Annotated in this window: 7 protein-coding genes; 3 read left to right on the top strand and 4 right to left on the bottom strand. The window is 64.3% G+C overall.

What is annotated here, in order from left to right:
- Positions 1 to 58: 58 nt before the first annotated feature.
- Complete coding sequence (locus PXK01_RS02770) at positions 59 to 5,500, bottom strand: alpha-2-macroglobulin family protein (RefSeq protein ID WP_274858776.1); 5,442 nt, start codon at positions 5,498 to 5,500, stop codon at positions 59 to 61.
- Positions 5,501 to 5,644: 144 nt separating this feature from the next.
- On the opposite strand from PXK01_RS02770, the gene PXK01_RS02765 reads away from it, so the two are divergent.
- Positions 5,645 to 7,939, top strand: coding sequence for a response regulator (locus PXK01_RS02765; protein WP_274858775.1), 2,295 nt, complete (start codon positions 5,645 to 5,647; stop codon positions 7,937 to 7,939).
- Between the two features lie 9 nt (positions 7,940 to 7,948).
- On the opposite strand, the gene yaaA is transcribed toward PXK01_RS02765, so the two are convergent.
- The 3 genes from yaaA to PXK01_RS02750 all read right to left on the bottom strand — a co-directional run bounded on the left by yaaA (position 7,949) and on the right by PXK01_RS02750 (position 11,221).
- Positions 7,949 to 8,710, bottom strand: coding sequence for a peroxide stress protein YaaA (yaaA, locus tag PXK01_RS02760; protein WP_274858774.1), 762 nt, complete (start codon positions 8,708 to 8,710; stop codon positions 7,949 to 7,951).
- 30 nt (positions 8,711 to 8,740) lie between these two features.
- Positions 8,741 to 10,801, bottom strand: coding sequence for a DNA helicase RecQ (gene recQ, locus PXK01_RS02755; protein WP_274858773.1), 2,061 nt, complete (start codon positions 10,799 to 10,801; stop codon positions 8,741 to 8,743).
- Between the two features lie 132 nt (positions 10,802 to 10,933).
- Positions 10,934 to 11,221, bottom strand: coding sequence for a YggT family protein (locus tag PXK01_RS02750; protein WP_274847749.1), 288 nt, complete (start codon positions 11,219 to 11,221; stop codon positions 10,934 to 10,936).
- Between the two features lie 131 nt (positions 11,222 to 11,352).
- Here PXK01_RS02750 and PXK01_RS02745 point away from each other — a divergent pair, with 131 nt between their 5' ends.
- Together PXK01_RS02745 and PXK01_RS02740 are read left to right on the top strand one after the other, a co-directional pair.
- Complete coding sequence (locus PXK01_RS02745) at positions 11,353 to 11,910, top strand: acyl-CoA thioesterase (RefSeq protein ID WP_274858772.1); 558 nt, start codon at positions 11,353 to 11,355, stop codon at positions 11,908 to 11,910.
- Between the two features lie 53 nt (positions 11,911 to 11,963).
- The gene (locus tag PXK01_RS02740; RefSeq protein ID WP_274858771.1) at positions 11,964 to 13,328 is read left to right on the top strand and encodes an MFS transporter; all 1,365 of its coding nucleotides are present in this window, start codon (positions 11,964 to 11,966) and stop codon (positions 13,326 to 13,328) included.

Below are 13,328 nucleotides of genomic sequence, written 5' to 3'. Positions count from 1 at the left end.
GACAGGTGCGCCCATGCTGACCGGCCGGTAAATGCCGAGGCGAAGGCGCGCCTGCGTCTCACCGGACCTCGACCCGGCCCGCCGCAGTATGGGCACGATAGGCCGGGCGGTACATATCCTCGACCGAGGCCGCCGGATGATGGAAGCTGCCCGGCGTCACCGCGCGCGCCACATAGGCCAGGGTCACAGTCCGGCTGCCGCCGATATCCACCGCCGCCAGGAACCGGTCGGAGCGGAACTCGGCATGCCTCGCCTCACTCAGCTTCAGCCAGTCCAGATCCCGCAGATCGCCCGAGCGCAACAGGTTCGGGTTGTCGATCTCCACCCCGGCGGGCAGCGGATCATCTACCATCAACCGGGCACCGGTCTGCTCATGCGGGATGACGGTCAGTACCGTGACGAAGCGCGCGCCGGTTTCAAAGCTCAGGCTCTCGATCGGCGCGCCCTCCAGTGTGTAATACTCACGCCGCAGGGTGTAGCCATAGCCGCCTGCCTGCGGAGACAGTTCTGGCACTCCCATGGTGGTGAGGGTGATCTCGGCGCTGCGCCCCGAAGCCGCAGAGATCGACTTGGGAACGGCTCCGCTGCCGCTATCCAGGATCTCCACGAAAGCACCGCTGACGCTTTGCCCATTGACCAACAGTCCACTGTCCTCGGGATTTGACACCAGCGCCTGCGCCGCAAGAAGAGTCCAGGCGGCCTCCTGTGTGGACATGGTGGAGCCGTCTTCTGTCACGCGGGCCAGCAGGTAGTCGCGGCTGACGGCAGCACTGCCCGCTTCGCTGGCCAGGGCCAGAACAGCGGCAGCGTCGCGGCGATGGGTGCCATAATCGACCCGCCAGATCGGCGTCTCTGCCCCGCTGCGACCCAGCATCTGTGCGGCGCGGGCAAACATCCGATCCGCGCGCGGCTGGTCGCCATAGGCCGCAAGGGCAGCCCCAAGCTGCGCCGCGGCCAGCGGAGTGGCGAAATCGCCTGCCTTCACATCGACATAATAGCGCAGGTCTCCCATGGCGGCGGCGCCCTCGCGGGCCAGCACAAACAGCGCATAGGCCACGTCCTCGCCACCATCATCGAAATCCGGAGCGTAGTTGATGCGGTTGCGCAGATTGTCCATCGCCTGGGCAAAGGCCTGATCCGGCACCGCATGGCCCTGCGCACGGGCGCGGGACAGGAAATCGCTGGCATAGGCATCGAGCCAGAAATCGCCGCTTTCGGCGCGCCACAGACCAAAGGCGCCATTGCTGGCCTGCCGCGTCAGCACCTTGCGAATGGCCGCATCGATACGCGCGTTTACGGCGGGACCATTGCCCAGTCCCGCGGCCTCTGCCACCGAAGACAGATAAAGCAGGGGCATGGCGGTGGAGGTCACCTGCTCGGTGCAGCCATAGGGGTAGCGATCCAGCTGCGCCAGAAGCCCCGGCACATTGAGCTTCGCCAAGGGTCCGCCAGACAGAACCGCCCGGCCTGTCCCCGGTCTGAGCCCCGCAAAGACATCCTCGCTGAACTGGAAACTGTCGCCAGCCGCCAGACGGAAGCGCCGGGTTTGCGCCACGGCAGGGTCATTGGCCCGCACCGGCAGGCGCAACCGCTGGGTCAGCGGCAGCCCGGCGGGCGTGGAGAGCGTCAGCTCGATTTCAGGATCGCCAACGCTCAACGCGCTGAGTGGCAGTTCCAGCACCGCCTTGCCCTGATCGGCCAGGGTGACCGAAGCGGGCAGGCTGCCAAGAGCCAGCCCCTCTCCGATCGCGCGGACCGACAGGGGCATGACACCGGCAGGGCCATCCGCATGCACCACCTCGATACGGGCGCGGCTTTGATCCCCCGGCGCCAGGAAGCGCGGCACGGAGGCTGTCACCACCACCGGATCGCGCACCAGCATGTCTGCCTCTGCCTGCCCAACCGCCCGGCCCGACCAGGCCACTGCCATCAGCCGCACGGTTCCGTTGAAGGCCGGCAGATCCACCGGGAACAGCGCGGTGCCATCGGCGCCCAGCTGCAAGGGGCCAGAGAAGAGTGCCACCAGATCCTGCGTCGGCGGCGGTGACTGCATGCGCATGCCGCTGTCCGCATCCCCGCCCGAGCGTACCTGTCCCATGGCGCCATTGCCGGGATCGATCAGCCGCCCGTAAAGATCGCGCAGCTCCATCCCCAGCCGCCGCTGCCCGTGGTAATGCGCAGCGGGATCGGGGCTTTGGAAACCGGTCAGGTTCAGGATACCCAGATCGACAGCAGCGACGGTCAGCCAGACCTCTTCGCCCGCTTCGGCCCCGTCCACGCGCACCCGCGCCATTTCACTGCCACGTGGCCGTGCAACTTCGGGAACCTCGATCGTCACCGACAGCTCCTGTCCCGGCTGGGCCACCTTGGCATGGGCAAGCCCCAATGCGCGAGCGGGCGTGCGGCTCTGCTTGCCAGTCACCGGTTGCAGCACGGTTGCGGTCACATAGGCGCCGCTGCCCCAGTCTTCGGTCACACTCAGGGGGATCGTCGTCTCGCCTTCGGGCACTTCGACCGCCCTGCGTTCGATCAGCCGGTTGGACACCACCGAGATCAGTGCCGTTCCAGCGGCGCGTGGCACGATGCGCAGCCGCGCGGTATCGCCGGGCTGATAGCTGTCTGTATCCAGCGACAGGTCCAGCCGGTCGGGCGTGGCGGCGGCATCGGCAGGGGCATACCAGCCCGCGTAGAAATCCAGCGCAGCCGAAACAGGCGCGCCATCCAGCCGTTCGATCACCAGTTCATAGCGGCCCCAGTCCACCGGTTCCGAAATCTGCAGCGGCGTGCTGCCTAGCGTTGCCTCGCCCGTTGCGATGCGGCTGCGGCGGGTGGTCGGCTCCCAGTTCCAGTTGCCATAAAGCTGATACCACTGATAGTGCGTCTCGACCCGGTTCAGGGTCCATTTCACATGCATCGGCTGCGGCACAAGGTCGGGGCCGAGGGCAATCACCTCGAACCCAGCCGCGCTGCCTTCGCCCACCACATCCTCAAACAGGGGGCGGATGCCAATCACCGGAGTGGCAGGGCGCACGGGCAGGGTCAGCTCGCGCTCCACCGGGCGGGCGGCGCCATCCATCAGCCGGGTGACGAATGTGGCCTGCATCGGTTTGCCCTCGGCCGCCGCCGCGGGCAGGGAGACCACAAAGGAGGCCTCTCCGGAGGCATCGGTCTGTTGACCGCCAAAGTAGGCGCGCTGCGGGTTCGATTGCGCGTCATAGCGGCCAAAGCGGTAGCCGGGCCAGCCTTCGACCGTGTCGCGGGCGGCAAGGCGCAGATCGCCGTCGATGGTCAATCCGCTGCCCGGCGCACCAAACAGATAGCGGGCCGAGATCGTCAGCCGCGCCGCCTCTCCCGGCACCAGAGCATCGGCGTTTGCCACATCCTGTTCAAAATCGATCCGCTCGGGCAGGAAATCTTCGACCAGGATCTGGCGCGTGGCCAGCGCGGGCCCCTTGGGATCGGTTTTCAGATCCAGACGCCAGGTGCCGCGTGGTGCAGACTGACCGATCGGTAGGGCCAGCACATGCCCACCAACCCGACCGCCCTCAGAGACATGGCGGCTGTACTCCACCCCATCGGGGCGATGCAGGATCGCGGTCAGAGGCAGATCCTCTATGGCCTGGGCGCGGCTGTCACGGGTCAGGGCGGTGACATGGATCACCTCCCCGGCCCGGTAGGCGCCCCGGTCTGTGGCCAGGAAGACATCCACCGGCCCCGGGGCCGGGCGTCCTTCCACGCCACGATCTGACAGGTCAAATGCCGCATCCTTCAGAGATAGAAAGGAAAAATCAGCGTCACCCTGTTTCGCCATGACCATGGCCGGGGCCGAGGCACCGCGCCCACGGGACAGACCAGGCGCAAATCTGGCATAGCCTGTCGCATCGCTTTCAGCCGTGGCCAGTACCGCATTGGCGTTGGAAATCAGCGTCACTTCCACCCCGGCGCGGGGTTTGGCATCCGACAGCCCCTGGACCTGCACATGCAGCCCATCGGCACCCGACATGGTGGAAAGCCCAAGGTCGGTGAGCACAAACCACTGGGTGGCTCCGGGATCGTCATAGGGATCCGCCCCCGGAACGCGGGCGGTCAGCGCATAGATCCCTACCGGTCGGTCAGCCAACACGTCGGCCAAGGGGAGTCTGGTGGTCATATCGCGGTTCAGATCGTCCTGAACGCGGGCCGTGCCGCTCCAGACCTCCTCCCCGATGTCGGAGGCGAAGTATTCGTCCTGCCAATGCGACAGCGGACGTCCGAAATACCCCTCCTGCAGGGTGCGCAGCAGGTTGCGGTCGCTGACCCGGCGCAGTTGTAGGTCGACCTCACGCAGGTTGACGGTCTCCACCGGCAGGGCCACCTGATCGGATTTTGCCAAGACGTAGGCGCGGCCCGGAAAACGCACCACCGGGGCACGGTCGCGCACATAGTGGCTGAGTTCCACCTCGCGGATCAGCGCCTCGCCGCTGGCGGCGGGCAGACCGCGCCGCAGGGCAATGCGATAACGCTGCCCATGTTCGATACCGTCCAGGCACAGCTGACGGCCGCTGGCCTCCACCGCAAGGCCCGGCTCCATCCCCTTGACGTAATCGCCGTAATTCACACCATTGCGCGCCAGATCCTCGGAAAACTCCACGCAGATGCGTGGGGCGGCGGTGTCGCTTTCGACGGTGCTGTCGGTGACGCGAAACCCGTATTTCCCGATTGCCTCATCAAGCAGCGCAGCCGTTTGCGGGCGCGGCGCCAGATCCTGCGCCAGACGCAAGACGGACAACATATCGCGCCCACGGCCAAGCGTTTCGAGCGCCCGCGCCGCCTGGACCAGGGCTTCGGCCTGGGACACCGACCTTTCGGCACGAAGATAGCCGTTCAAGGCCGCCGACAGCGCCTGTTGCCGCTTGCTGCGCGTTTCACGGTTGCTTTGCGCTGCGAATCGCAACCACAGGGCCGAAGTCTCGCCCCACAGGGCAGGGTCGTCACTGATCGCCACCGCGGCACTGAGCCAGCCAAGCGCGCTTTGGACATTGCCTGCGCGCGCCTGGGCGCGGCCAGCCCGGATCATATCCTCAAGGCTGCCGCCCCGCGCGGGATATCGCAGCCCGATATCGGAGGCCTGCTGCAAGGCCGCTCGAAAATCCTGTTCCCGCAGGACCTGCAGCGCATCGGCCCGTTGGCGCGCCGCCGCCTGCTGGGCTTCGGGAACCGCATGTTTCAGCGCGGAAATGGCGCCCTCATAGGGAGTCGGCTCTTTCATATCCGACTTCGGGAAACACGCGTTGGCCTTCCTGTTATAGGCAAAGCCCACACAGGCATCCTGCGCGGTACAGGCCCTGATGCAGGAATTCAGATCCGTGTCGAACAGGGCCTGCAGATCCGAGCCGTAGTAATCGGTATCGGCAAAGGACTGGTACCTGACCTGTGGCAAAACCCGGTCTGACCCGGCCTCTACAGCCCCTGAAAAAATCCCCAATAGCGGTAGCAAAACAGCAATAAATCGACGCAACATGGCACCCTCCTAATAGGGCTAAGCTGGCACGGGCTTAACGCCATAGCAAGGTTTCCCATCGTAACACCGAAGGCAGGCATACCCGTCGCCGTATTTCAGGCCACGGCGTTGCATGCCGATAGGAAGTGGTTGGAGCACGCAGGGATGAACCTTGCCGAAAAACTCGCTGAGGAACGCCGGGCGCGCCTGGCGGCAGAACGGCTGCTTGAACTCAAGCAGGCCGAACTGACCGCTGCGAATCGCAAGCTCGGCCGACACGCGCTCGCTCTGACCCGCCAGATCGGCGAAACCCAGGCCGAAGTGGCCAAGACCCGCGATGAGAACGCCAAGGTCAAATCCGACCTCAGCATGGCGAACGAGAAGATCGAACAGGCGGAACGCCGTCTGTGGCATTCGATCCAGGCCTTCCAGGACGGCTTTGCCTTCTTTGATGCCGACAGCCGGTTGATCGGCGCGAATACCGCCTACCTCAATATCTTTGACGGGCTGGAGGAGATCAGCCCCGGTGTCTCTTATGTGCGGATCCTGCAGATCCTGACCGACGAAGGATTGGTCAACACCGGCGAAATGAAGCCGTCCGATTGGCGCGCCATGATGACCGACCGCTGGATGTCCCTGAAGCCGGAACCGGTGATCATCCAAATGTGGGACGATCGCTTCCTGCGCCTGCTTGACCAGCGCGGACAGGGGGGCGACGTGGTGAGCCTGGCGCTCGATATCACCGCATCGGTGCGCTACGAAGAGGAACTGCGCACCGCACGCGAACGGGCCGAAAGCGCCAACCGCGCCAAATCCGCCTTCCTTGCCAATATGTCCCACGAGATCCGCACGCCCATGAACGGCGTGATCGGCATGGCGGAACTCCTGAGCGATACCGAACTGAGCGAAGAGCAGCGCCTCTACGCCAACACCATCAAGAACTCCGGCGAAGCGCTGCTGGTGATCATCAACGATGTGCTCGATTACTCCAAGATCGAAGCCGACAAGATGGCGCTGCACCCCGAACCCTTTGACCTGGAGCGCTGCATTCACGAGGTGGTCATGCTTCTGCAGCCCACCGCGCGGGACAAGGGCCTGGCTCTGCTGGTGGATTACGACATCTTCCTGCCGACCCGGTTTGTCGGTGACCCGGGCCGTATCCGGCAGGTTCTGACCAACCTTGTGGGCAACGCGGTGAAATTCACCAAGGAGGGGCATGTCACCCTGCGCGTCACCGGGCTGGCCGAGAAGGAAAGCAATCAAAGCTCCGTTCACGTCACCATCGAGGACACGGGGATCGGCATTCCCGCCGAGAAGATCGAACACATCTTCGGCGAATTCAATCAGGTCGAGGATGAGCGCAACCGCAAATTCGAGGGGACCGGCCTGGGCCTGGCGATCTCGAAACGGCTGATCGACATGATGGGCGGCGAAATCTGGGTCGAAAGCGAGGAAGGCGAGGGATCCTGTTTCGGTTTCCGCCTGCCCATGCCCACGCCGCAAGGGGCGCAATCCTCGGTGCCAGAGGTGCCCAATAGCCTGAAACGCGTTCTGCTGGTGGACGACCTGCAGCTGAACTGCGAAATCCTGCAGCGTCAGTTCATGCTGCGCGGCATTGATGTGGTCGCCGCCCAGAGCATCGCAAGCGCCATGGATGTGATGAGCGCAGACATCGACCTGGTCATCTGCGAACACAACGTACCCGGTGGTGGTGGCGTTCAGATGGTCCGGAACCTGCGGGCGGGGGGCTGGAACCAAGTCCCCTTCCTGTTGCTCAGTTCGAATCCGCATACGGTTCAGGATGCCGATATCGAAGACCTGCATTTCGATATTCTGCAAAAGCCGACCCCCCGCGACGAGCTTTTCGAAAAACTGGCTGAAATCGGAACACGCCTGTCGCCCCCCGAGGCCGCTCCAGAGGCTGCTCCGCTCGCCGAAGCGCCGGGTGAGTTGACGCTTGAGGAAGCCTATGCGGCGGACAACGCCAAGGCGGTGACACCGGACGCCGAGGAGGCTGCCGCAGATGACAGTGCCGTCATTCCTGCCGGGCCGCGGCAGATGCGGGTGCTGGCTGCGGAAGACAACAAGACCAATCAGTTGGTCTTCCGCAAGATGCTCAAAAACATCAATATCGACCTGCAATTCGCCAACAATGGCGTCGAAGCCGTCGAGGCCTACCAGACCTTCCAGCCTGACCTGATCTTCATGGATATCTCCATGCCGATCATGGACGGAAAACAGGCCACCGGCGAGATCCGCAAGCTGGAAGAAAGCACCGGGCAGCACGTTCCTATCGTCGCCCTGACCGCCCATGCCATGACCGGAGATTCCGAGGGCATCCTGGCGGCGGGCCTGGATCACTACCTCACCAAACCGCTGCGCAAGGCTCTGATTCTCGAACGGATCGAGGAAAACATGCCGCAGGATGTTCAGCCGATCGACATCAGCCCTGCGGCGTAGCGGCAGCCATCAGCCGCGCAGGAAGACCGGTTTGTCCGGCTCCGACATGTCCGGCTGATAGGCATAGCCGCCAGTGTCGAAATCCGTCAGGGACTCTGCATCTTCCAATCGGTGCTGGATGATATAGCGCGCCATCGCCCCCCGCGCCCGTTTGGCATAGAAGCTGACCACCTTGGGGGTGCCGTTCTTCATCTCCATGAAAACCGGCGTGATCACCTTTGGCTTCAGCGCCTTGAGATCCACGGCGCCAAAATACTCCTGGCTGGCACAGTTCACCAGGATATCGCTGCCGGTCTCCTCGGCCTGGGCGTTCAGCGCCTCGGCGATCTGGCTGCCCCAGTAGTCATAAAGGTTCTTGCCACGTTCGTTCTTCAGCCGCGATCCCATCTCCAGCCGGTAGGGCTGCATCCCGTCCATGGGCCGCAGGAGGCCATAAAGGCCAGACAGGATACGGAAGTGATCCTGCGCCCAGGTCATCTCCTCGTCATCCAGGGATGCGGCTTCCAGCCCCTGGTAGGTGTCTCCCGCAAAGGCCAGCGCCGCAGGGCGCAGCGCCTCGGATGCAGGCGCGTCTTCGAAACTGCGGAACCGGTCGTAGTTCAGCTTGGCCAGATCCTCGCTGATATGCATCAGCTTCATGAGGTCAGCCACCGTGAGCTCCCGCGCCACCGCGTTCAGACGCGCCGCGTCCTCCTGGAATACGGGCGCGGTCATCTCCATGTCGCGCTCTGCCCAGTCCAGCTTCTTTGCAGGGGAAACCACTACCAGCATCTCTGATCCTCGCTCTGTTCTGGGCCAGACTTAGCCCGCGCCGCGCAAGACGTCCAGAAACGCCGCCGCGAAACGTTGCGCGCGGCGCTCCCCCAAGAGCCGTTCAAGCCCGGCCTCATCCTCGGGGCGCAACTGTGCCACCTTCGCCAAAAGTGACGCCGAACAGCTGAGAGGCTTCAAGGTACCGCAGGCCCCGCGCGCAAGCTGTCCCTGCGCCTCCAGCAGCGCATCATAGACCGAACCGGCCCCGGCCCGCGCTGCCAGCTTGCGCCGCTGCGGATGGAGTTGCTCCACCGCACCGGTGATCACCGAAAGGAAGGCCTCTCCATAGCGCTCCAGCTTCTTGGCTCCGACGCCGCTGATCCGGGCCATCTGATCCAGGCTCTCGGGGCGCTGCTCGGCCATCTCGATCAGGGTGCGATCCGGGAAGATCACATAGGCGGGCACCTTCTGCGCCTCGGCCAGCGCGCGGCGTTTCGCCTTCAGCGCCGACAGGAGCGGCGCATCCTCATCCGAGACCAGCGCCTTCACCGCCGGGCGGCGCGCGGCGGATTTGATCGTATCCCTGCGCAAGGCAATCTCCGCCTCGCCGCGCAGCACCGGCAGCGCCGCCTCGGTCATCCGCAGCGCGCCGTGGCGTTCGGGGTCCGGGCGCACCAGATCGTGCCCCATCATCTGCCGGAACACCGCCTGCCACTGGGGCTTGCCGTATTCCTTGCCACAGCCAAAGACCGACAGCTCGTCATGACGCTTGGCCCGTACCCGGTCGGTCTCGGTGCCGCGCAGGATGTCGATCAGGTGGCCCGTGCCATAGGTCTCCTGTGTGCGCAGGATCGCCGACAGCGCCTTGCGCACCGCCGTGGTGCCGTCAAAGACCTCAACCGGGCTGTCGCAAAGATCGCAATTGCCGCAAGGCGCGGTCTCTTCGCCGAAATAGGAGAGCAGCGTCTGGCGGCGGCATGTCAGCGCCTCGGCCAGCCCCAGAAGCGCATTGAGCCGCGCATGATCCGCCGCGCGCCGTTCCGGCGGCGCCATGCCTTCGTCGATCTGGCTGCGGCGCAGTCGAATGTCCTCGGGTCCGAACAGGGTCAGGGTTTCGGCCGGTGCCCCGTCGCGGCCCGCGCGGCCGATTTCCTGGTAATAGGCCTCGATGCTCTTGGGCAGATCCGCATGGGCGACCCAGCGGATATCTGGCTTGTCGATTCCCATGCCAAAGGCCACCGTCGCCACCACGATCAGCCCGTCCTCGCGCGCGAACCGCGTCTCCACGATGCGCCGGTCCTCGGCCTCCATGCCGCCGTGATAGTGGCAGGCCACATGGCCCGCCTCGCGCAGGGCGGCAGCAAGCGCCTCGGTCTTGGCGCGGGTGCCGCAATAGACAATGCCAGACTGCCCCTTGCGCGCCGCGGCAAAGTCGAGGATCTGGCGGCGCGGCCCGTCCTTGGCGCCAAAGGCCAGGTGGATATTGGGCCGGTCAAAGCCGCGCAGGAAGGCCCGCGGCGCCTCCCCATCGAACAGTTTCTGAACGATCTCTTCCTGGGTTTCCTGATCCGCCGTCGCGGTAAAGGCCGCCAAGGGCACGCCCAGCGCGCGGCGGAGTTCCCCAATGCGCAGGTAGTCGGGGCGGAAATCATGGCCCCACTGGCTGACGCAATGGGCTTCGTCCACGGCAATGAGGCTGACCCCGATCCGCCGCAGCATCCCCATCGCCGCCCCCGAGGCCAGACGTTCCGGCGCCATGTACAATAGCTTCAGCCGACCCGCCTCGATCGCCTCCCAGACGGCATCGGTCTCTTCCTCGGTGTTGCCCGAGGTCAGCGCACCGGCCACCACGCCCGCCTCCTCAAGCGCCCGCACCTGATCGCGCATCAGGGCGATCAGCGGCGAAATGACCACCGTGATACCGTTACGCAACAGCGCAGGCAGTTGGTAGCACAGGGATTTCCCGCCCCCCGTCGGCATGATCGCCAAGACATTCTCGCCTGCGGTCACTGCATCGACGATCTCTTCCTGGCCGGGGCGAAAGGCATCAAAGCCGAAGATGTCGCGCAGCAGCGGGGTCGCCCGGGACAGGTCTGTCGTCTGCGTCATCGAAAGGAGGGCCTCAAGGGAGTGTCTGCTCGGGTTCGCCGCACACAATCCCACAGGACGATTCGGGCGGCAAGAGGCCGCCCGGTCAAATTCGCTTCGTCAGGGCCTCAATCGGCCCGCCGCGCATTGGGATCAGTAGAACATCACCATGTTGTTCTGAATGATGATCCGCAGCGCATAGACCGCGATCAGTACCACCAGCGGCGCCAGATCGATCCCCTGCATATTGGGCAGGATACGGCGCACGGGGGCGTACAGGGGCTCGAGGAGGCGGTTCACACCATACCAGATCTGCGCCACGAACTGCTGCTGCAGGTTCAGCACCTGGAAATTGATCAGCCAGCTCATGATCACATGGGCGATGATGAAGAACCAGACGATGTCCAGGATCAAAAGCAGGATTTGAAACAGCGAGAGCATCCTATTCCCCTTTGTTAGCCGCGTAACAGGTAAGCAGCCCCGGCCCGATGCGCAAGCCTTCCGCGAGGTTGCGGTTGACGGGCGGTAAATGGGTGGCAAGAGGATCACGAAACAGCCGGAGTACCCGCCCCATGTTCCCCATCGTGCGCCTTCTGAAGGATCTTTATGTGGCCAGCCGCATGGAGCCGCTGCCGCTGACGGCGGTGCATCGCTCCAGCCATATCTGCTGGCCCTGGGATCTGGATATCTGGCTGGAGCTGAACAACGGCCGCGCCATGACCCTTTATGACCTGGGCCGTACCATGCTGGCGCAGCGGGTCGGGCTGATCGGCGCCTTGCGTCAAAACCGCTGGGGGATGACGGTTGCCGGAACCTCGGTCCGGTTTCGCCGCCGCATCCGCGGATTTGAACGTTTCGAGATGCGCAGCCGCGCCGTGGCCTGGGACGAGAAGTTCATCTACCTGGAACAGTCCATGTGGAAGGCAAACGGAGACTGCGCCAGCCACGTGATGTTGCGCACCGCCGTGACGGATGCCAACGGCATCGTGCCCCCGGCCAAGGTTCTGCAGGCCGTTGGACAGGACGGTGCCGAAAGCCCGGCCATGCCCGATTGGATCAAGGGCTGGTGCCAGGCGGATGCCACGCGCCCCTGGCCGCCGATGTCAGAGACGCAAGAGGGGCTTGCCTAGCGCGCCCCGCATCTGTCTTATCGGCGGCAACACCGCAGCGGGGGATGGGCGACATGGCAGAGATTTCACAGAAGAAGCGCATTTGGGGATGGTGGTTCTTCGACTGGGCCAGCCAACCCTATCACACGCTCTTGGTGACCTTCGTGTTTGGTCCCTTCTTTGCCGCTGTCGCAGCAGAGCATTTCCTTGGCCTGGGGCTGGCAGAAGAGGCCGCCAAGGCGCAGGCGCAGACCGTCTGGTCGCTGGGCATGACCATCACCGGCCTGTTCATCGGCTTCGGCGCGCCTTTCCTGGGGGCGCTGGCGGATATATCGGGGCGCAAGATGCCCTGGATCATGGCCTTTTCCCTGATGTACGTGATCGGCGCCTGGGGGCTTTGGTATATGGATCCTGCAGGCAGCAACCTGTGGTGGATGCTGGTCAGCTTCGGTATTGGTTTCATCGGCGCCGAATTCGCCCTGATCTTCATCAATTCGCAACTTCCCTCCCTAGGCAGCAAGGAGGAGGTCGGCGCGATCTCCGGTTCCGGCTTTGCCTTTGGCTATCTGGGCGGGGTGATCGCGCTTTTCATCATGCTCCTGTTGTTCGTGGAACAGGAGAGCGGTAAGACCCTGATCGGGCTGGATCCCATTCTGGGCCTGAATGCAGAGGCAAAGGAAGGCACCCGATCCGTCGGCCCGCTGACGGCCCTCTGGTTCGCCGTTTTCATGGTGCCCTATTTCCTGTGGGTGCGCGATGACAGGGCGACCGGCCAGCGGGCAAGCCTGCGTCGCGCCGTCGGCATGGTTATCGATCTGGTTTCGGGTCTGCGCCATCGCGCCAGCCTGACCAGCTACCTGGTCTCTTCCATGCTCTATCGCGATGCGCTCAACGGGCTTTATGCCTTTGGCGGCGTCTATGCGAGCCTGGTGCTGGACTGGTCGATCACCTCGATCGGCATCTTCGGGATCATCGCCGCGATCTCGGCCACGCTGTTCAGCTGGCTCGGCGGCAAGGCGGACCGGCGCCATGGCCCCAAACCCGTGATCATCGTCGCCATCCTGGTGCTCACGCTGGTCTGCATCACCGTCGTCTCCATGTCGCGTGAGCAATTCTTCGGACTCCCCCTGCCCGAGGGTTCCACCCTGCCGGATGCCGTTTTCTTTGGCTGCGGGGTGCTGATCGGCGGTTTCGGCGGAATCTTGCAGGCCGCCAGCCGCAGCCTGATGGTACGCCATACGGATCTGGCCAAAGCCACGGAAAGCTTTGGTCTTTATGGGCTTTCCGGGCGCGCAACAGCCTTTCTGGCGCCCGCTTTGATCGGTGTTGCCACCACCGTGACCGGCAGCGCGCGCCTCGGGATCACTCCCGTTATCGGTCTCTTTGTACTAGGCTTGATTCTGTTGAAATGGGTGAGTGCCGAAGGAGACCAGAAGTGA

Source organism: Phaeobacter sp. PT47_59, from assembly GCF_028890025.1.
Taxonomy (GTDB): Bacteria; Pseudomonadota; Alphaproteobacteria; order Rhodobacterales; family Rhodobacteraceae; genus Phycobacter.
Note: the sequence above shows the minus strand (reverse complement) of the source record. Positions and strands in the feature narration are given on the sequence as shown.

What these genes read in the sequence shown, in the direction of transcription:
- PXK01_RS02770 (WP_274858776.1), bottom strand. Translation starts at nt 5,500, where the DNA reads ATGTTGCGTCGATTTATTGCTGTTTTGCTACCGCTATTGGGGATTTTT.
- PXK01_RS02765 (WP_274858775.1), top strand. Translation starts at nt 5,645, where the DNA reads ATGAACCTTGCCGAAAAACTCGCTGAGGAACGCCGGGCGCGCCTGGCG.
- yaaA (WP_274858774.1), bottom strand. Translation starts at nt 8,710, where the DNA reads ATGCTGGTAGTGGTTTCCCCTGCAAAGAAGCTGGACTGGGCAGAGCGC.
- recQ (WP_274858773.1), bottom strand. Translation starts at nt 10,801, where the DNA reads ATGACGCAGACGACAGACCTGTCCCGGGCGACCCCGCTGCTGCGCGAC.
- PXK01_RS02750 (WP_274847749.1), bottom strand. Translation starts at nt 11,221, where the DNA reads ATGCTCTCGCTGTTTCAAATCCTGCTTTTGATCCTGGACATCGTCTGG.
- PXK01_RS02745 (WP_274858772.1), top strand. Translation starts at nt 11,353, where the DNA reads ATGTTCCCCATCGTGCGCCTTCTGAAGGATCTTTATGTGGCCAGCCGC.
- PXK01_RS02740 (WP_274858771.1), top strand. Translation starts at nt 11,964, where the DNA reads ATGGCAGAGATTTCACAGAAGAAGCGCATTTGGGGATGGTGGTTCTTC.